Origin of the sequence: Breoghania sp. JC706 (genome assembly GCF_037026715.1) — a bacterium.
Classification (GTDB): domain Bacteria; phylum Pseudomonadota; class Alphaproteobacteria; order Rhizobiales; family Stappiaceae; genus Breoghania.
This window is the reverse complement of sequence record NZ_JBANCG010000005.1, coordinates 87,753-107,586: the sequence shown is the minus strand read 5'-3', so window position 1 is coordinate 107,586 and position 19,834 is coordinate 87,753. Positions and strand designations below refer to the sequence as shown.

At 62.9% G+C, this 19,834-nt stretch carries 19 protein-coding genes; 3 read left to right on the top strand and 16 right to left on the bottom strand.

Annotated features, from left to right (window positions below):
- The first annotated feature begins 216 nt into the window (after positions 1-216).
- Positions 217-855: a type B chloramphenicol O-acetyltransferase gene (gene catB, locus V2L18_RS11490; protein ID WP_336178389.1), complete on the top strand. Its 639-nt coding sequence runs from the start codon at positions 217-219 to the stop codon at positions 853-855.
- Positions 856-1,066: 211 nt separating this feature from the next.
- Entirely contained in the window at positions 1,067-2,005 is a 939-nt protein-coding gene (locus V2L18_RS11485) for a LysR family transcriptional regulator (RefSeq protein WP_336178388.1), read from the top strand.
- A 139-nt stretch (positions 2,006-2,144) separates the two neighbouring features.
- Here V2L18_RS11485 and V2L18_RS11480 read toward each other — a convergent pair whose 3' ends face one another.
- The 12 genes from V2L18_RS11480 to V2L18_RS11425 form a co-directional block, all read right to left on the bottom strand.
- Complete coding sequence (locus tag V2L18_RS11480) at positions 2,145-3,476, bottom strand: MFS transporter (protein ID WP_336178387.1); 1,332 nt, start codon at positions 3,474-3,476, stop codon at positions 2,145-2,147.
- Positions 3,477-3,546: 70 nt separating this feature from the next.
- A complete protein-coding gene (locus tag V2L18_RS11475) occupies positions 3,547-4,326 on the bottom strand; it encodes an enoyl-CoA hydratase-related protein (protein ID WP_336178386.1) in 780 nt (259 codons plus the stop codon).
- 1 nt (position 4,327) lies between these two features.
- Complete coding sequence (locus tag V2L18_RS11470; protein ID WP_336178385.1) at positions 4,328-5,128, bottom strand: crotonase/enoyl-CoA hydratase family protein; 801 nt, start codon at positions 5,126-5,128, stop codon at positions 4,328-4,330.
- A 130-nt stretch (positions 5,129-5,258) separates the two neighbouring features.
- Complete coding sequence (locus V2L18_RS11465) at positions 5,259-6,032, bottom strand: SDR family oxidoreductase (protein ID WP_336178384.1); 774 nt, start codon at positions 6,030-6,032, stop codon at positions 5,259-5,261.
- A gap of 73 nt (positions 6,033-6,105) precedes the next feature.
- The gene (locus tag V2L18_RS11460; protein WP_336178383.1) at positions 6,106-7,281 is read right to left on the bottom strand and encodes a hypothetical protein; all 1,176 of its coding nucleotides are present in this window, start codon (positions 7,279-7,281) and stop codon (positions 6,106-6,108) included.
- A 9-nt stretch (positions 7,282-7,290) separates the two neighbouring features.
- Positions 7,291-8,187: a fumarylacetoacetate hydrolase family protein gene (locus tag V2L18_RS11455; RefSeq protein WP_336178382.1), complete on the bottom strand. Its 897-nt coding sequence runs from the start codon at positions 8,185-8,187 to the stop codon at positions 7,291-7,293.
- 528 nt (positions 8,188-8,715) lie between these two features.
- Complete coding sequence (gene guaD / locus V2L18_RS11450) at positions 8,716-10,113, bottom strand: guanine deaminase (protein WP_336178381.1); 1,398 nt, start codon at positions 10,111-10,113, stop codon at positions 8,716-8,718.
- A gap of 161 nt (positions 10,114-10,274) precedes the next feature.
- Positions 10,275-11,117, bottom strand: coding sequence for a transporter substrate-binding domain-containing protein (locus tag V2L18_RS11445; protein ID WP_336178380.1), 843 nt, complete (start codon positions 11,115-11,117; stop codon positions 10,275-10,277).
- 44 nt (positions 11,118-11,161) lie between these two features.
- Positions 11,162-11,923, bottom strand: coding sequence for an ATP-binding cassette domain-containing protein (locus V2L18_RS11440; protein WP_336178379.1), 762 nt, complete (start codon positions 11,921-11,923; stop codon positions 11,162-11,164).
- Entirely contained in the window at positions 11,920-12,675 is a 756-nt protein-coding gene (locus tag V2L18_RS11435; RefSeq protein ID WP_336178378.1) for an ABC transporter permease, read from the bottom strand. The genes V2L18_RS11440 and V2L18_RS11435 overlap by 4 nt, the downstream gene beginning before the upstream one ends.
- A gap of 4 nt (positions 12,676-12,679) precedes the next feature.
- Positions 12,680-13,396: an ABC transporter permease subunit gene (locus V2L18_RS11430; protein WP_336178377.1), complete on the bottom strand. Its 717-nt coding sequence runs from the start codon at positions 13,394-13,396 to the stop codon at positions 12,680-12,682.
- 128 nt (positions 13,397-13,524) lie between these two features.
- A complete protein-coding gene (locus V2L18_RS11425; RefSeq protein ID WP_336178376.1) occupies positions 13,525-14,952 on the bottom strand; it encodes an amidohydrolase in 1,428 nt (475 codons plus the stop codon).
- A gap of 217 nt (positions 14,953-15,169) precedes the next feature.
- Here V2L18_RS11425 and V2L18_RS11420 point away from each other — a divergent pair, with 217 nt between their 5' ends.
- A complete protein-coding gene (locus V2L18_RS11420; protein ID WP_336178375.1) occupies positions 15,170-15,790 on the top strand; it encodes a GntR family transcriptional regulator in 621 nt (206 codons plus the stop codon).
- A gap of 63 nt (positions 15,791-15,853) precedes the next feature.
- Here V2L18_RS11420 and V2L18_RS11415 read toward each other — a convergent pair whose 3' ends face one another.
- The 4 genes from V2L18_RS11415 to V2L18_RS11400 form a co-directional block, all read right to left on the bottom strand.
- Positions 15,854-17,149 carry a TRAP transporter large permease subunit gene (locus V2L18_RS11415; protein WP_336178374.1) on the bottom strand — a complete coding sequence of 432 codons (1,296 nt, stop codon included), beginning with the start codon at positions 17,147-17,149 and terminating at the stop codon, positions 15,854-15,856.
- Positions 17,150-17,157: 8 nt separating this feature from the next.
- The gene (locus V2L18_RS11410; protein ID WP_336178373.1) at positions 17,158-17,679 is read right to left on the bottom strand and encodes a TRAP transporter small permease subunit; all 522 of its coding nucleotides are present in this window, start codon (positions 17,677-17,679) and stop codon (positions 17,158-17,160) included.
- Positions 17,680-17,778: 99 nt separating this feature from the next.
- The gene (locus V2L18_RS11405) at positions 17,779-18,756 is read right to left on the bottom strand and encodes a TRAP transporter substrate-binding protein (protein ID WP_336178372.1); all 978 of its coding nucleotides are present in this window, start codon (positions 18,754-18,756) and stop codon (positions 17,779-17,781) included.
- Between the two features lie 293 nt (positions 18,757-19,049).
- Positions 19,050-19,811 (bottom strand): 5-oxoprolinase subunit PxpA, encoded by a 762-nt coding sequence (locus tag V2L18_RS11400; protein WP_336178371.1) that lies wholly within the window; start codon positions 19,809-19,811, stop codon positions 19,050-19,052.
- Positions 19,812-19,834 lie beyond the last annotated feature (23 nt).

The following is a 19,834-nucleotide window of genomic DNA, read 5'->3' as shown; positions in this document are numbered from 1 at the left end:
GAAACTCGGTCAAACCCGCCTTGAAATCATCAAGCTATTTCGTGCATGGTCAGGCCATGAAGTCCGCAGACAGTACCACCAGCATACCGCTTCGTCGTCTTTGACGTCAGAAGCGTCTGGCGAGCAATCGGAAGATTGCTGGCCGATCGTCGCCTGCCGACATGCAGGCGACGCGTTGCCGCTTGTGCGGCGTTCTGGTGTTGTACGGTGCTTCCCATGAATAATGTTTTCGAAAGCCCCTTTAGGGGCATCACGCTTGATCGTCTGGTCACGAATCCGAACATTCAGGTCGGTCGCTACAGCTATTATTCCGGTTACTATCACGGACATGGCTTCGACGAATGCGCCCGGTTTCTTGTGCCGGACGAGGGTGTCGACAGGCTCATCATCGGCTCGTTCTGTTCGATCGGTTCCGGTGCGGCTTTCATCATGGCCGGTAACCAGGGCCACAGAAACGACTGGATCAGCACGTTTCCGTTCTACTGGATGTCCGAGGTCGCCGCGTTCGCCGGAGCTCAGAACGGATATCTGCCGGCCGGCGATACGGTGATCGGCAACGATGTCTGGATCGGCTCGGAGGCGATCGTCATGCCGGGCGTCACGATCGGGGATGGCGCGGTGATCGGAACCAGAGCGCTGGTGACACGGGACGTCGCGCCTTACGCCGTCGTGGGCGGCAACCCGGCCAAGGTCATCCGGAAGCGATTTGACGATTCACACATCGCAATGCTGCTGGAACTTCGTTGGTGGGACTGGGAAGAAGACCAGCTGAAGCAGGCCATGCCGATCCTGACCAGCGGAGACATTCCCGCCCTCCATCGATACTGGCGTGAGATTGTCGAAACCGCGAAGTGACGGGCTTCTGGCCGTCGGGTTCTGCCCGTCCGCATTTGCGAAGCGGACGGGCGGGCGTCCCGACGGCCAGGCACGCGGAGCCGCAAGCGACACGCCCGCAGTCGGAGACCGCCAATCCCGCGACATCATCATTGCGACTAGCCCTTCCGGCGACGGGATGGGGCGTGGTATCGAACATCCGCGTGCCCCCCGCTAAGAGGACCAAGCCGTCATGAAGATCGATCCGCGCCGTCTGCTCGAGGTCCTGGCTGTCGCGCGACACGGCTCGTTCAGCAGCGCGGCGGAAGCCCTGAACGTCTCCCAGCCCGCGCTGTCCCAGAGCATCGCCCTGCTGGAGCGCGAACTTGGCATGCGCATTCTCGACCGCGGCCGGCACGGCGCCAAGGTCAACAAATCCGGCGAAGTCCTTCTGTTTCATGCCGAAGCCCTAGCAGAGCTTCTCGGGCGCGCTCGCGAGGAGATGGAGCTGCAGGCGCGCGGGATGCAGGGCTCGCTCGCGATCGGGATCACGCCGATCACCTCCTCGGGCCTGCTGCCGGAGGCATTGCAGGTCATGTTGCACGAAGCGCCTGAAGTGTCGGTTTCCATCGTCGAGGGCCTTGATACGGAAATCATCCGGCTCCTGCGTACCCGCAAGCTGGATCTGGTTCTCAGCCGGCTGGGCACGCAGCCGCGCTACACGGACATCACCGAAGAGCGCTTGTTCTCGGTCGACTGGGCGGTGGTGATGCGGCCGCGACATCCGCTGTGCGACAGCCGGTCGTTGCAGCTGAACGGGCTGGAGGATCAACACTGGGTTCTGCCGGCGAGCGGAAGCGCCTTTCGCGAACAACTGGAGCTTGTGTTCAACAAGGCCGGCACCGGTTGGCCCGTACGTTCCATCATCACCAACTCGATCCTGACCATCAAGGCGATCGTGATGAACACCGATTGCATAACCGTGATCTCGCCGCGGCTCGTGGAGGTCGAGGTCGCCGCCGGACGGCTCCATGCGGTTCCGCTGGAGGACATCGGCTCGCTGCGCGAAGTGGGGCTGGCCTGGAGGCGGTCCGACAGATTGTCGCCGATCGCCACCCGCTTCCGCGAGATCGTGCGACAGATCGCCAACCCGGAAGGCGCCGCATCGGATGCGGTCGACCGGAAAAGATAGGGAAGCGGGCAGGGGGGCGTCGTTCACGACTGATGGCCGCGGCCGGTTTTGCCGTTTTGTACGGCGCCGGTCCAAAGGGGTATTTCCCAGCCAATGGCGGGAGTATGCGCCCGGGCGGTTGGCCCGGGCGCAAGGCGTGTCAGTTGAGGGCCCGCTTTGCGTTTTCAGGCGCAATCAGAACACCGACAAAGGCGAGCACGGCGATCACTTCGAAGTAGATGACGACCAGATGGAAGTCCTGACCGGATCCCATCAAGGCCGTTCCCACGAACGGCGCCAGACCGCCGCCCAGAATGATGCCGAACTGCTTGGCAAGCGAGCTGCCGCTGACGCGAACATTCGTGGGGAACAGTTCCGCGGTGAACGCGGCTTCGGGACCGAACATCAGGGCGTGGATCAATCCGACCGAGACCACCAGACCGCCGATCAGCAGCAGCGGATCCTTCATGAGCACGATCTGGAAGAAGAACGGATACCAGATGGCGGCCAGCACGATGCCGGCGATAAGGAACGGCCGACGGCCCAGCCGATCGCTGTAGGCGGCGATTACCGGCACCAGGCACATTTCCACGATGTTGGCGATCATCGTGCCCGACGTGATCGAGGAGGGGGCCATGCCGAGCTTGCGGATGGCGTAGCCCAGCACGAAGACCGTGCTCATGTACTGGAAGGCGCTGTGAACCATGTTCATCAGGCAACCGAGTATGGTGGCCTTCTTGTGGGCCGAGAACACCTGGAGCAAAGGTGCGCGGTGCGAACGGGCCTTGTCCTTCACGGCGCTGAAGAGGACCGATTCATCGACGTTGTAGCGCAGCCAGGTACCGATCAGGACCAGCACGAAGCTGAGCAGGAACGGCACGCGCCAGACCCAGGCGGCGAAGGTTTCGCGGCTGAAAGCCCAGCCAAGCAGCGCGATAAGGCCGGAGGCGACGATGATGCCGATCGGTCCGGAAGCATTGACCCACGAAGCGAAGAAGCCGCGCCGGCCGGCCGGGGCGTTTTCCATCGTGAGCGAGACGGCGTTCATGTATTCGCCGCCGAAGGCGAACCCCTGGATGAAGCGCAGGATGATAAGTCCGATGGGGGCCCATAATCCGATGGAATCGTAGCTTGGCAGGCAGCCGATGAAGAAGCTCGAGACCCCCATGAGCAGGAAGGTCATCATGAGCATCGCCTTGCGGCCGAGCTTGTCGCCATAATGGCCGAAGACCATACCGCCCAGCGGCCGGGCGACGAACCCCAGCGCGAAGGTGGCATAGACGGCGAGCATGCTCGCGACGGAGTCCATTTTGGGAAAGAAGAAATGATCGAAGACGATCGGTGCTGTGAAGGCGTATATGAAGAAGTCGTAATGCTCGATCGCAGATCCCAGTCCTGATGCCACGACGAGCCGGCGGTAGGCTGGTGTTGTCTTTCCCGGGTCCGCATCTGCCGGCGGCGAATTGACGGGAATAGCCCTTGCTTCCTGCATGTTATCCTCCATTGGACGTAGCGGTCAGATCAGACCGGCCGGCAGTCAGCCGGAGGATCGACCGCAGCCTTCATTGTTTTCCGGGTGACTTCCTCTTTAGAAATGCTTGCATTCGTTCGGTTTTTTCGGGGGTTGAGAAAAGCAGCTGAAACGCCTTGCGTTCAGCGCGCAGTCCGGCGTCGAGGGGTACGTTCATGCTCTCGAGCACCAATTCCTTGATCAGTCGGATGGCCAGCGGCGATTGCGCAGCGATCCGCGACGCAAGCGCCATAGCCTCGTCCAGGACAGCCTCGTCCTCGACCAGGCTGCTCACGAGGCCGATGGCCTTCGCCTCCTGCGCCGCGATCATGTCTCCCGTCAGCAGCAGCTGCATCGCGGCAAACTTGCCCACGGCGCGGGTGAGCCGCTGCGTGGCGCCACCGCCGGGCATGATTCCGATGAGAATTTCGGGCTGGCTGAACTTTGCAGATCGGCCGGCGACGATGATGTCCGCATGCATGGCCAGTTCGCAGCCACCGCCAAGCGCATAGCCGCGAACCGCCGCGATGACGGGCCTGGGGCAATCGGCGATCGCGCCCCAAAGCACATCCATGTTGCGGGCGATGATGTCGGTCGGCGTCGCCTCGACGTATTCGTTGAGATCGGCGCCGGCGCAGAAGGCGCGGTCGTCGCCCGTCAACACGATGCAGCGCACATCTTCGGCGCGCCCGAGGGTTTCGAATGTGGTCGCAAGCGATCGCCGCAGCTCCAGATTGAGTGCGTTGCGCACGTCGGGGCGATTCAGCCGTATGAGGGCGACGCCCGCAGCCGGCCGTTCGATCAGGAGCGAAGGCGTGGGTGTAGCGGACATCTCACGAGCCCCTGAATTCGGGGCGCCGCTTTTCCAGGAGCGCAGCCACCGCTTCGGCATGGTCCTGCGTCCCGTGTGCCATCGCCTGATATGTAGCGGCCTGCGAAAGGATCGTGTCCAGACGCTCGTGCTGCGACTGCTTCATTAGACGTTTCGTCCAGCGCAGAACATGCGGCGGGTTTGCCGCAATGCGCTCGGCGAGGGCCATGGCCTCGGGCATGAGATCGTCGGGCGGAACGACCCGGGAGACAAGACCGATGGACAGGGCTGTCCCGGCATCGATCTGTTCGCCGGTGAATGCCATTTCGGCTGCCCGCGAATATCCGATGATGCGCGGCAGCAGCCAGGAGCCGCCGTCGCCCGCGACGATCCCCACCCGAACGAAGCTCTCTGCGAAGATCGCGCGGTCGGAGGCTATCCGGATATCGCACATGCAGGCGAGGTCGCACCCCGCTCCGATCGCCGGGCCGTTGACCGCGGCGATGCATGGCACGTCCAGCTCCCAGAAGGCTCGGGGAATGCGCTGGATGCCGGTCCGGTATTGCTCGGCGATCTGCTCGGGCGTACCGCCGAACATGCCCTTTTTGTCTCGCATGTCGCGGACGTTGCCGCCGGAGGAAAAGGCACGGCCTTCGCCGGTCACAACGACGGCGCGGACCGAAAGGTCAGAATTGGCGGAGCGGACCGTCTCTTCGAGGGCTGAGTAGAATACGTCTCCGTTGAGCGCATTGCGCGTCTCGGGATCGCTGATTTGCAGAACCAGGATATGGCCGGTCCGCGAGGCGTGGAGCTTGGTGCCCATGTCTCGGATTCCTCTTCGCAAACGCAAATTTGCTGATCGGGCCGCGCGGCTGTGGGGCCGGGGGGCGCGACCTGCACTGCTGCAGGTCGCGACGTTGGGGATGGGGCCCGCGCGCCAGCCTGGGGAGACGTCAGGCGCCGACCATCGCGAGGCCGCCGTTGCACAGAAGGAACTGGCCGGTCATGTGCCGGGAGTCCTCCGCTGCCAGGAACAGCGTCGGCGGCACCATGTCTTCCGGCGTGGCGATGCGACCGAGCGGCGTCTGGCTCAGCACCTGTTCCCGCCGGCCGTGCGTCCAGTCGTAGCGGTTCTTGAGGGCCTCGGTTTCCATGAAAGCGGCACCGAGCGTGTTGACCCGCACCTTGGGCGCCAGCGCGCGGGCATAGGACTTGGTGAGCCCGATGACGCCGTACTTGGCGGCGGCGTATTGCGGTGCCCGCGGGCTGCCGGCGATGACCACCTGCGAGCCGATGTTGACGATGACGCCGCCGGGGGCATCGCCCTCGATCATGCGCGAGCCGACCTCATGGATCATGAACATCGTGCCCTTGACGTCGACCGCCAGCGTGTGGTCCACGACCTTCTCATCGAGTTCGCGCCAGGACGTCTGGTTCAGCGCCATGTCGCCAACGTTATTGACGAGGACATCGACATGGCCGAATTCGGAAAAAGCGGCCTCGGTGATCGCCTGAACCTCGGAATAGTTGGCGATGTTGCCCTGGACGGTGATGGCCTTGCGGCCCAGTGCCCGGATTTCGGCCGCCGTCTCCTCGGCGCCCGCACCGGAGCTGTTGTAATGCACGACGACGTCGGCGCCTTCCCTGGCAAAAGCGAGCGCGAGCACGCGGCCGAAACCGCGACCGGATCCCGTGACAAGGACCTTCTTGTTCTCGAACCTGGACATGCGCTTTTCCTTCCCATTCTAATCGCGCCACGGGTCTCCGGCGCGTGTGCCGGAAACCCGGGCAGCCCATGGTCTATGCGTGGCGTTGGACGATGGCGGTGAACTCGTCGTCGGTGACGAGGCCGCGCTTCGAGATCGCCAGTTTCTTCACTTCTTCGAGCAGCACCGGCACCTTGTCTTCGGCGACCTCCAGACCGAGATCATTGGCCTTGATCGTGATTGAGGCCGCACCGCTCTTCTTGCCCAGACGGATGCCGCGCGGCGTGTCGAGCAGTTCGGACGAATAGGGCTCGATGGCGTGGGGGAGGTGGAACTGCGCGGCGACTGCGCCGGTTTCGCGAATGAACAGGTTCTGGCCGACAACCGCCTTCCAGGGTTCCAGTTCGTAGCCTGCGACGTCACGCAGCCGCTCGGAGGCGGAGCGGACACGCGTCAGATCGATGCCGGTGTCAATGCCGTAGAGGAGTTCCAGCGCCAGCGCGATTTCGGGGATGTTGGCGTTGCCGGCACGTTCGCCGATACCGTCAATGGTCCCGTGGATCCATTCCGCGCCGGCGTTGATCGCGGCGATGGCGCACGCGGTGCCAAGACCGAAGTCATTATGGCCGTGGAAATGCACCGGCACATCGCCGGCCCATGACTTGACCCGCTTGACCAGGTAAGTCACCGCTTCTGGACAGGCGATCGCCAACGTGTCGACGATGGCCAGTTCCTTGGCTCCGGCCTCGAGTGCGGTCTTGTAGACGGTCTCGAAGAAATCGAGATCGGCACGGGTGGAGTCGACGCCGAAGTAAGCCACGTGGATGCCGCTTTCGGCGCCGAGCCTGACGGCATTGCGGATGCGTTCGAGCACAGTCTCGCGGGAAACGCCGAGGGCGGAGAGCTTCTGGTCGGAGATCGGCGCCTCGATGACGCAATACTTCAGATCGAGCTCGGCCACCGCCTCCACATCCGGGATCATTGCACGTGCGAAGCCCCAGATCTCGGCGTTCAATCCGGCCTGTGCGATGGCCCGAATGGCCTCCCTGTCGTCTTCGGAGACACGCGGAAAGCCGGCTTCGATGCGGCCCACGCCCAGACCGTCGACAATCTTGGCGATTTCCAGCTTCTGCTCGGGCTCGAACACCACGCCGACAGCCTGTTCGCCGTCACGAAGCGTCGTGTCGTAGAAGCCCGCCTTCCGTTTCGGCTGGTCAGCAAGCGCCAGTTCGTTGAGCGTGCCGGTCCAGACCTTGGAACGATCAATCATGACGACCTCTCAGAAACCTACGAATTCGGGAGCGTCCACACCGTGGGCGTCTTTCCAGGACACGACCTGATTGCGCAGAACGCCGATCTTCTCGATCTCGGCCTCTATCTGGTCGCCGGGTTTGAGGTACCAGGCCTGCGGATCCTTGCTGAAGGCGGCCACGCCCGACACGGTGCCGGTGGTGAGGATGTCTCCGGCAGAAAAGCCTGTGGGCGAGAACTTTGCGATGAGCTGGGGGATCGTCACCGACATGTGACTGGAGTTGGAGATCTGCCGCTTCTCTCCGTTCACCCGGAGCTCGAGGGCGAGATTGTAGGGATCGGGAATTTCGTCAGCCGTCACGATCCACGGGCCGAACGGGCAGAAGGTGTCGATCGACTTGGAAAAGACGAAGTTGGACGACTGCATTTCCCGGCGCTGGATGTCGCGGGCGGTGATGTCGTTGAAGATGACGTAGCCGCCGATATAGTCTTCGGCTTCCTCTTCGCTGATGAACTTCCCGGACTTGGCGATAACCGCGCACAGTTCCAGTTCGTAGTCGAGTTCCTTGGTCAGATGCTCCGGATAGACGATCGGATCTTCGGGGCCGATGATGGCGTCAACGTTCTGGAAGAACACGATCCATGGCTTGATCGCGGCCACCCAATTGGAACGGTCGCCTTCCTGAGCGTGTTCGGCGTAGTTGCCGGCAGAATGATAGATCTTCTTCGGGATGATCGGCGCCCGAAGCCTGACGTCCTTCAGAGGGTAGCGACGGGATGTCTTGCGCTCCTCCGCCTTCTCCTGAACAGGCGTCCCGAGTTCGAAAAGGGCGCGCATGGAAGGAACATCGATAACTACAATCTCTTCGCCCTCGACGGCTCCAACGTGTTCTTCGTCGTCTATTTCAAATGTCGCAAGTTTCATTGCCGAGTTTCCTCTTTCGACGTTCCATTTTCTATCAAGGGGAAATATTTACAGAATGAAATTATATATATAAATATTATATATTAGTGTTCCTATTTGCGTATAGGTGTATCTTTGTTTTTGATATTTGTTTACATGCGTTCAATACGATCCGGATCGGCAAAAGACATATAAGTCATAACGTAGATGGCGTATAATATTATAAATTCAGGTATGTATTGGTTTTGCTTATGGAACGAGGCGGCCGCGCCGGCCGGGCACGCCATTCTCAGACGTCTCTTGGCAAGGCAAGGCAAGACAAGCGGGCAGGCCCGTGACGGGCTCATGTTCGCGTTCCCGCAGATACAGCGTTGCAGTGCGCGATTCAGTTTCGCGCCTCAAAGCGTCGGCGACGCTGGGGGGACATAAGCGATTTCAGGCCCAACTCCGCACCAGACGCGCAGGCCACAAAGGAGGAAGGCGGCACCATCCGTCGGGCTGCCCGGGAGAGCGCTCCGGGACCACGAGGCAAAAGATCGGGGGCGGTGATCAGCCCAGGCCGACTGCGGCCGTCGCGGTGCCGGAGCGGGCCAGGCCATCCACCCAGACGCGTTCGATATTCGCGCGGCTGGCGGTGAAGAGAATCTTCTGCAGGATCTGTTCGCCGTCATCGATCTCCGGCCAGAGCCGGATCGACCCTGCAGGTGCCTGCGGATCGATCAGCATCGCATCGAACCGGAAGCCCGGCCGGAAGACGCCTATGGGCAGATCCAGAGCCGCGCCCCCGCCCGCCGTTGCGAGATGGAACGCATCGCGGAAATCGATGCGGACGCCCGCGTGTCGCGATCGGGTGTCTTGCGCCAAATCGGGGTCGGTGCCCGATTCCAGCATGCGCGAGGCTGTAATCGCGGAGCGCGCGCTATCGAAGATGCTGGGAGCGAACCCTGCGGACATGTCGGTGCCGAGGCCTACGTGCAGGCCCTTTTCAAGCGCCGCCCTGAGCGGGAAGACGGCGCCGGAGAAATAGGCATTTGACAACGGACAATGGGCCACGGCCGCTTCGCGCACGCGGATGCGCTCCATGTCGGCTGCGGAGAGAAAGTTGCAGTGCCCGAGCACCGCGCCGCGGCGCAAAAGTCCGAAGCGGTCGAGGCTCTCCGTATCGCTCGCGCCGAAACGGGTGAACGCATAGCCATGTTCCCAGTCGCTTTCCGAACAATGGGTCTGGATATGGCAATCGCGCTCGCGCGCGAGCGCTCCCAGATCTTCCAGAAGGCCATCGGTGCATGACGGGATGAAACGCGGCGTGACGACGGGCAGAACGCGCCGGTCCCGGTTGTCGGGATGGGTGCGGATGTAATCGATCAGGCTTTCGGTTCCTGCGACCGCCGCTGCCGCATCGGCATCGCGATAATAGTCGGGGCACTGGTCAGGATCGTCCATCGCGACCTTGCCGATCAGGGCACGCTGTCCCTTGGCGATACAGAGATCCGCGAGCAGCCGGTTCGCCTCGTCATGGATGGTGCCGTAATACATCGCCGTCGTCGTCCCGGCCGCGAGCAGATCGTCGACAAGAACCGCGTAGGCGCGACGGGCGAAGGCGGCATCCGCGTAGCGCGCCTCGATGGGGAAGGTGTATTTCTGCAGCCAGACCTCCAGAGGCACGTCAAGCGCGCTGCCGAGCTGCGCATATTGCGGTGCGTGGATGTGGAGATCGACGAAGCCCGGAAGGAGGATTGAGCCGCGGGGCGCGCTGACGAGGCGGTCATCCCGCCTTGCCGCATCAAGGAGCGCATCGTGGCCCGCGCTTCCCGGTAGCGAGAAATCGCGAATCTCGCCATCGTCGCCGATCGAAATCAGGGCATCGCAAAAGGCTTCGATCGCGCCGCGTTTGGGCGAATGAAAGCCGCTCGCCTGCAAAACCTTGCCCCTCAATGTCTCCGTCATCGCGCAACCGCTTTCCTGTTCGATGCGAACCGTCGTCTTGTTTGTGGCCCGGCCGTCGCTTCCGGGCAACGACGCATTGCCCCACACAGCAAGAAGGCGCCGGAGATGATCCGGCGCCTTCCATGCATTCGGCCATGCATTCGGCCGTTCGGGCCCGCGGATCAGTAGACGGTGACGTCGAACCCGAACCACTTTTCCGACAGTTTCTTGGCCGTGCCGTCGGCCTTCACTTCTTCAAGCGCCTTGTTGAACATCTCGCGCAGATCGTTGTCTTCCTTGCGCAGACCGACCGACGAGCCGCGGCCGAGCACGCCGCCCTGGAAACGCGGTCCGGCAATAACGATGTCGGCCGTGGCTTCCTGCTCGCTGACGGTCTTCAGATAGGCCGGCGAGGCGACGATGAGGTCGATACGGCCGGCGAGCAGATCGAGGTCATGCTGCTCGGTCGCCTTGTATTCGCGCAGCGTGATCTCGTCGCCGAAATTCTCCTGCATGAAGCGGGCGGAGATCGCCGAGCTCTGAACGCCGACGGTCTTGTCCTTCAGCAGCGGACGCAGGGTTTCGATCGCCTTCTTGGAGCCTTCCGGGTTGTTGACGAGGTTGAAGAGCTCGCCGGCCATCGGCAGCTTGGCCATCTCGGAGCCCTTGAGCGCGCCGAAGGTCTGGCCGGTGGAGCCGTAGGGCTCGGAGAAGGAAATGACTTCCTCGCGCTTGGCGGTCGCGGACATGCCCGCCATGATCGCGTCGTACTTGCCGGCCAGCAGGCCGGGGATCATGCCGTCCCAGTTCTGCGCGATCAGCGTGCATTCCACTTTCATGCGCTCGCACAGGATCTTGTAGAGATCGACCTCGTAGCCGGTCAGCGTGCCGTCGGCGGCCGTGAAGTTCCACGGCGCGAAGCCGCCTTCGGTCGCGATGGTGACGTGGGACCAGTCCTTTGCCGCGGCCGGGGTGGCCACCGCCGCAGCGACGCACAGGGCTGCGATCTTGAGGAAGCGTTTCATCAATTCAGTCTCCTGGAGGTAGTCGGGGAGGATTTTGGGGAAGATCACGACGAGGCGAACTGGGCGAAACGCTCGCTGCCGCCGCCGTTGAACAGGTCCTGGGGCGCACCTTCGCAGTCGATGACGCCCTGGTGGAGAAACACGACGCGGTTCGAGACGTCGCGGGCGAAGCTCATTTCATGGGTCACGACCAGCATCGTGCGACCTTCATCGGCCAGCGCCCGCATGACGCGGAGCACTTCGCCGACGAGTTCCGGATCGAGAGCCGATGTCGGCTCGTCGAAGAGCAGAACGTCCGGATGCATCGCCAGGGCACGGGCGATCGCGGCGCGCTGCTGCTGGCCGCCGGACAGATGCGAGGGATAGAAGTCGTGCTTGTCGGCGATGCCGACCTTGTCGAGGAGCGCGCGCGCTTCCTCCATCACCTCGGCGCGGTCTCGCTTCTGGACGTGGATCGGTGCCTCCACGACATTCTCCAGAACGGTTTTGTGCGACCACAGGTTGAACGACTGGAAGACCATGCTCACACGGGCGCGGATGGCCTGCACCTTCTTCGGGTCGGCCGGACGCGAGATGCCCTTCTTGTCGGTCACGAGTTCGATGCGCTCGTTTCCCACCCAGACCTCGCCCGCCGTCGGGATCTCGAGAAGATTGATGCAGCGAAGCATCGTCGACTTGCCCGATCCGGACGATCCGAGAATGGACACGACCTCGCCCTGGGCGGCCGCGAGGTTGATTCCCTTGAGGACCTCATGGTCGCCGAAGGACTTGCGCAAGCCGCGCAGCCGGACAGCGTCTTCGGTCATGCTCGTTCTCCTGAAATGACGACATCCTCCGCTTCCGCGTCCCCGGCAGCGACGCCCCTTGTCGCGGGGCGCGCGCGCAGATGCGCGGTCAGCCGATGCTCGGCGAAGGCGACGATGCGCGTCAGCACGAAATTGATGGCGAGATAGAGGGCGCCGGCGACGACGAAAACCTCGACGACGCGGTAGGTCTCGGAAATGAGCCGCGCCGCAACGCCGGTGATCTCCATCAGCGTGATGATGGATGTGAGCGATGTAGCCTTTACCAGCAGGATCAGTTCGGTGCCGTAGGCAGGCAGGGCGAGCCGGACGGCCTGCGGCAGCAGGATGCGGCGGAACGCGAGCGTCGTGCTCATGCCGCAGGCCTTGGCAGCCTCGATCTGGCCGAAGGGCACGGCGAGAAACGCCCCGCGCACGATTTCCGATCCATAGGCGCCCGTATTGAGCGACAGGGACAGGATCGCGCACCAGAACGGCTCGCGCAGAACAGGCCAGAGGAAGCTGTGTCGCACGGCCTCGAACTGGCCGAGGCCATAGTAGATGAGAAACATCTGCACGAGCAGCGGCGTTCCCCGGAAGACGAACACGTAGGCGCGGGCGAAAAGGCTCAGCCACCGCGGGCCCCAGAGCCGCATGGAAGCAAGCAACACGGCCAGCACGATGCCGAGCGATACGGAGAGGACGGCGAGCACGAGCGTCAGCGGAATGCCGGAAGAGAGTGTCCGCGCCGTTTCAAGGAGAAAAGGAAAATCCATCCGTCTATCTCCTCACGCCGCGGTTGAAGTACCGCTCCGCGCGCCCCAGAACGAGGCCCGACAGCGACGTGATGACGAGAAACAGGATGGCGGCGGCAAAGAAGAAGTAGAAAGGCTCCCGCGTCGAGCCGGCCGCGATCTGCGCCTGGCGGACAAGTTCCACGACGCCCGTGACCGAGACGAGCGCACTCTCCTTCAAGGTGATCTGCCAGACATTGCCCATGCCCGGCAGCGCATGGCGGGCGACCAGCGGCAGCAGGATGCGGCGGAACATGAGCAGGCGCCCCATGCCGACGGCCTGCGCGGCCTCGATCTCACCCGCACTCACCGCCCGGTAGGCACCGCGAAACACTTCTGTGTGCTGCGCCGCAGACACGATGCCGATGGCGATGGAACCGGCCGCGAAGCCGGGCAGGTCGACGAAGCCGTCGTGGCCGAACAGCTTGGCGATTTTCGTGAGCGCCAACGACCCGCCGAAATAGAACAGATAGATCACCAGAAGGTCCGGAATGCCGCGCAGTACGGTGGTGTAGGTTTCCGCCATGATGCGCAGCGACCGCCGGCCTGAGATCTTGGCCCAGGCGAGCAGCGTTCCAAGCGTGGCGCCGATGATGTAGCCCGTGCCCGCGATGGCGAGCGTCATGCACGCCGCCTTCAGCAGGGCAGGGCCCCACCCCAAGGGGCCGAAACCCATCAGCTCGAAGAAACCGAGAGAATTCATGAACAGTCCTTGCGGCCGGGCGGTCCGTTTCGTCCGGTCCGGGGGTGGGCATTCACTGGAGTTCAGTCCGATTAGAGTGAATCAAGCCGCTCGGCAACAAGTCGCTCCGGTCTCGGGCGGGCGCGCCCTCACTCCGCCGCCTCCGGGAGATCCGGTGCGACGTCGTCGGGCAGCGGGTTGACGAAGGGGCGTCCTGCACGGCGTTTGGCGAAATCCGCCTTCGCCGCCGAGATCCTTTCCGGATCCTCGAAAAGCGCCTTCGCCGTTGCCGCCATCACTTTTGCCGCATGGGTCATGCCCTTGTGGGCGATGCCGGACTTGCCCTGCGCCACGAGCTGCCAGGAATGGGCGGGCGTGCCAACCGCACAGGTCGCCCCCCGCATCTGGACGGTCGGAACGACCCAGCTAACGGTTCCGACATCGGTCGATCCGATCGAGGTTCCCAGACCGCGGCTCCTCGGCAGGATGTCATCCGCCAGCGGAAGATCCATGCGCGGCTCGAGGCCGAAACGGCCGAAGGCGGCGCGGATGTCCTGAGGGGAGAGGGTGGCGCGGATGGCTTGCGCGAATTCGCGGTCCTGATCGTCGAACTGCGGAGGCCCGAGGCGCAACAATTCGGCGTGCATCAGCTCTTCGAGCGGATCGTTGCCGATGAGGTTGGCGTCGCCCGATACCACCCGCTCGCTCATCCGGGTCTCGGTCATCAGCGCGGCGCCGCGCGCGATATTGCGGACCCGTTCCACCAGCGGCGTGAGCTCGTCGAGTTCACGGGCCCGGATGAGATAGCGCACGGCGGCGTGGGCCTGAACCACGTTGGGCGCCGTCCCGCCGGTATCGGTGACCGCATAATGGATACGTGCGGTGGAGGGCATGTGCTCGCGCATGTAGTTGACGCCGACATTCATCAGCTCCACCGCATCGAGTGCGGAGCGGCCGAGTTCGGGCGACGACGCGGCGTGCGAGGCCTTGCCGTCGAATTCGAACAGGATCTCGTTGCAGGCGAGCGAATCCGGCGGATTGACCCCGGCGAGCGGGGCAGGGTGCCAGCAGATCGCGATATCGACGTCGTCGAACAGACCTTCTCGCACCATGAATCCCTTGGCCGAGCCGCCTTCCTCGGCCGGGCAGCCGTAGTAGCGCACGCGCCCGGGCGTACCTGTCTTCTCAAGCCATGCCTTCAGCGCCGCCGCTGCGAGCAGGGAGCCGGCGCCAAGCAGGTTGTGACCGCAACCGTGGCCATTGCCGCCCTCGACAATCGGCCTGTGTTCGGCCACGCCCGCTTCCTGGCTCAATCCCGGCAGGGCATCGTATTCGCCCAGAATGGCGATGACGGGCCCCTCCGTTCCCGCTTCGCCCATGACGGCGGTCGGCAGGCCGGCAATTCCCGTTCGAACTTCAAAACCTTCCGCCCGAAGCATCGTCGCGTGTTCGCTGCAAGCTGCAGTTTCGGCGAAATTGAGTTCGGGCTTGTCCCATATGCGGTCGGACAGTGCGGCAAAGGCCTCGCGGCGCTCATCAACCTCCTGCCAGACGGGATCGCTATTCTTGTTCGACATTCTTCTTGGAACTCCGGGGAGTGGAGGGAGGGGCGCTACGGATTGGTGCCGAAATTGGCACCAAACCAGATGACAGGCAAGAAAGCCGTGGCGAAAAAGTCGTCAGACCTGTTGAAGTATCCGCGGATGCGTAAAAAATACGCAGACGGCAATGCCGTCGGACAGGAGCCGGGGGATCGGGAGGCGGGTTCTGTCGGCTGGAGAGGGGGAGGTGATAATGACGGTTTCGGCTGAGGACGTAATCCGCCGACTGTCGGATGATCTGCGGTCCGGTGCCTTCAGGCCTGGAACCTGGCTCAAGCAGGTCGACCTGCAGGAGCGTTACAGCGTCAATCGTGCCCAGGTCCGCAAGGCTCTGGAAACATTGGCAGGTCGCAGGATCATCCGCTACGAACCAAACCGAGGCTATTCGGTCCATCCCGCCGACACGCCTGAAACGGACCACATCCTCGCCATCCGCCTCGCCATCGAAACGGGGTTCTGCGCGGCGATTGTCGAGGGTGCGACGACGCAAGACGTCGAACGGCTCAGGGATTTCGCCCGGGCCTTCGACGACATGGTGCGGCGCGGCGCCTACGACCAGCTCTATGAAACCAATCTGAGGTTCCACCGCGCGCTGCTTTCGTGCGCGGGAAATGCGGCGATGGTCAATCTGGTCGACGAGTTACGGCTCAGGACATCGCCCGCCCCCGTTGCGCAATGGCATAACCTGGCCCGAATCGAGCGCTCCGCCGCCGAACACATTGCGATGGTCGAGGCGCTCGAGACGCGCGATGCCGCGCGGCTTGCCCGACTGATCCGCGTTCATATCGAGCAGAGGCCGGATCCGGCGCCATAGCAGGATGGAGACGCCGATATACGTGGGCGCGGTGTATCGGACCCGTTCGTCGTCCGGTTCTCTCTACAGCAGCTGCGGCAGGAAGCTGACGACCTGCGGGAAGACCGCCAGAAAGAACACGAAGCACAGCATGATCAGGAAGAAGGGAAAGGCGGCGCGAACCACGGAGGAAAGCGGTCGGCCTGTCAGGCCCTGCAGCACGAAGAGGTTCATTCCCACCGGCGGTGAGATCTGCGCCAGTTCGACCATCAGGATCAGGAACACGCCGAACCAGATCTTGTCGTATCCCGCATGCACCACCAAGGGCATGACGATCGGGATCGTCATGACGATGATCGACATGCCCTCCAGAAAGCTGCCGAGCACGATATAGACGAGCATCAACAGGACGATGAGGCCAAGCGGCGGCAGGTTCATGCCGTTGATGAAGGCGGCCACCGCCTGCGGCATGCCGAGAAATCCGATGGCCGACGCGAGGAAGCTCGCGGCCGCGATGATCAGACCGAGCATGGAAACGGTGCGGGCGGTTCCCACGGCCGCAGCCTTGAGAACGGCAAGGCTGAGCGAGCGCTCAAGCGCCATCAGCACAATCGTGACGATGACCGCGACCGCCGCGGCTTCCGTCGGGCTGGCAAGCCCGCCGTACATGGAACCGAGGATGGAGCCGATCAGGACGACGAAGGGGAGCAGGCTCGGCATGCCCTGCAGGCGTTCGTGCCAGATCCTCGAATTGTCGCTCGTGCCCTGAGGGACGATGCCGGGACGCAGTTTCGAGAGAACGGCGATGAACGTCATGAAGCAGGCGGTAAGCAGAAACCCGGGGACGAGGCCCGCTGTGAACAGCTTGAGGACCGAGGTCTGAGACATCACGCCATAGACGATCATGACGATCGACGGCGGAATGAGGAAGCCAAGCGTGCCTGCACCTGCGAGCGTGCCGAGGGTCAGTCGTCGGTCGTACCCGCGCGCGTCGAGCTCGGAAATCGTGATGCGGCCGACCGAACTCGTCGTCGCGGCCGATGAGCCGGAGACGAGCGCGAAGAAGGCGCAGGCAAGTATGTTTGTGTGAAGCAGCGCACCCGGGAGCCGGCGAACCCATGGCTCGAGCGCTGAAAACATCCCGTCTATGAAGCGGGATCGAAAGAGCAGCTCCGCCATAAGGATGAAGAGCGGAAGCGCCAGCAACTCGGGCGAGGAAATGCCGTTCCAGATCGATTGGGCGAGCAGTTTTTCAACCGGGATCGTGCGGAAGACCTCGAGCGAGAAGATGCCGACGCCCATCAGCCCAAGAGCGACCCAGGCACCGGACGCGAGAATGGCAAGAAGCGAGAGAATGGCGACGATGGAGGGAAGGGGCATACAGCAACTCAATCCATGATCGGCGCGTTGACGCCTTCTTCACGCGCGCTGTCGAGTTCGACCGGCCGTCCCATGGCCAGATGAACGAGGCGCAGGGCGATCTGAACGGTGAGAAGAAGGGAGCCGAAAGCGATGAAGGCGGCGGGGTAGACCAGCGGCACATCCGTGGTCGAGCCGGAGGTGCGACCCGTCGCATGATACCCCCAGGCGAGCAGGGTGAGGGCGTTGGTCACGTAGGCGGAGATGACGAGGCCGATCAGCGTCGCGAACCATTCGAACAGACGCGGCATGACGGCGCGCAGCAGCGTCACGCGGATGTGCCCGCCGGTGCGCAGCGTCCACGCGGCGCCCAGAAAGATCGCGCACATGTGCAGGTAGACGGAGACTTCCCAGACGAAGGAGAGGCTCACGCCAACGATGTTGCGCAGGAAAATTTCGGATGCGACGAGAAGCGCAATGCCGATGATCACGGCGCCCGACAGAAACGCCAACGCTCGTGACAACCGGTCCACAAGATTGAGAAAGAACATCTCCCGGTTTCCTTATCAATCGTTCGGCGGGGCGGACTGTTGAAAAACCGGCCCGTGCGAGATCAGTCGCCCGGGCCGGCCAGATCGGTTTGACGGGGGCTATTCCGGCTTGAAACCGTCGACGATCGCCTTGGCATCGCCGCCCATCTTCTCAAGGGCAGCCGCACGCAGAGGCTCCGCACGCTTTGCGAGTTCCGCGCGCAGTGCGTCGGAAATCGGAGCAAGCGTAAGGCCGTGCTTTTCGAGAATTGCCGAATTCTTGGCGTCCTCGTCCTGCGCCGCCTGCCAGAAGGCCGGCTCAAGCTTGGTGGCGATATCCATGATCGCCTTCCGGTCTTCCTCGCTGAGCGCGTTCCAGCGGTCGAGGTTGACTGTCATCGCATTCATATTCCACGTCTGACGGGTCGGGTATCCGTATTTGATGAATTCCCAGAACGAACCGTCGACGGCGGAAGGCGAGGAGGTGGCAACCGCATCGATTGCGCCGGCGGCCAGCGACGGGATGACTTCACCCCACGGCAGCTGGACCGGGGTCATGCCTGCGGATGCGAAGACGTCGGTGGAGGCGCGGTCATAGCTGCGGATCTTGATGCCGGAGAGCGAGGCGATATCGGTGACCTCGGTCTTGGTCCAGATCTGCTGCTGCGGCCAGGGGATCGTGTAGAGAAGTTTCTGGTTGTTCTTTTTCATCAGCTTTTCGAGCGTCGGGCGGAAGTAGTCGTTGAACTGCTTCAGCTGCTCGAAGGAGCTGAGGAAATAGGGCAGGGAGGTCATGCCGAGCAGCGGCTCGGTGCCGACCTGCTGGTTGAGGAGCATGTCGCCGATGGGAACGAGACCGTCGCCGACGGTCGAGAGCATCTCCGGTCCCTTGAAGCCGAGCGAGCCGCCCGTGTGCAAGGTGATCTCGAGGCGGCCGTCAGTCGCCGTTTTGACGTCGTCAGCGAATTTCTGGGCGCTGACGCTGATATAGTTGGTGTCGGGCCAGGCGAGAGGAAGATCCCAGTTCTCAGCCTGAGCGGCGCCGGAAATCATGGCTCCGGACAAGACGGCCAAGGCGACAGTTGCAGATTTTAGCATCTCGGGTAGACTCCGATGGGTGAATTTTTTCTTGTTGTTCTTTATGGAAGAAGCGGCATTTATGCCGACGGGTACAAAAGAGTGTGGCATTGCCGCACGGCTCGAAATAGCGATATTTTGTTACGTCCAATCATTACAATTTGGAATGTATGAACGGGCTATCGCGTGTTTCGGTCACATACGCAAAAGGCGGAGCGTGGAGTGCCCCTGACGGCGAGCGCCCCGCGAGACTGGCGGAACGGCCAAGGCTTCTTAGTCACTCCTGGAGCCCCGCGTCGGCGCCAGAACCGGGGTTAATCCGCATAAGGCGCGATCTGGCAACCCGCGTCCGAAATTCCCGCCCGGATCGCATGCGCGAGATCGAGCGCGCCGGCGGTATCGCTGTGGACCAGGATTGAATCCACGGGGATGGTCATCTCCTCTCCCGTTACCGAAGCAAGTCGTCCGCTGGAGAGAACCTCGGCCACCCGGCGACGCACCGCTTCCGGGTCGTGAATGACCGCCCCCTCCACTCCGCGCGGCGCAAGCCGGCCGGGTGCGGTATAGCCACGGTCGGCGAGGAACGACCAGATCACGGTCAGTCCCTGCCGTTCGGCCTCGCGGGAGGCTTCGGTATCGGGGAGCCCGATGAACTTCAGGTTCGCGTCGAACGCCTTGATCGCGCCAATGAGAACCTTCGCGACATCCGTGTCGGCAAACGAGAGATTTCCGAGCGCGCCGTGGAAGTTCGCATGGGTGAGGCGCAAGCCGCGATGAGCCGCCAGGGCCGCCAGAGCGCCGAGCTGGGCAATCACCATCAACTCAAGTTCCTTCGCCGACATCTGCAGCTTGCGCCGGCCGAAGCCCTCACGGTCAGAGTAGCCGATATGGGCGCCCACCTTGACGCCGCTCGCGCCTGCAAGCGCCAGCGTTTTGTCCATGGTCTGAGGGTCGCCCGCATGGCCGCCGCTCGCGATATTCGCGGAAGTCACAAGCGGCATCAGTGCCGCGTCATCGGCGATGACATAGGGGCCGAAGCCCTCCCCGAGATCGGAATTGACGTCGATTTCTCTCATTCGTTCGATCTTCTCGTCTATGC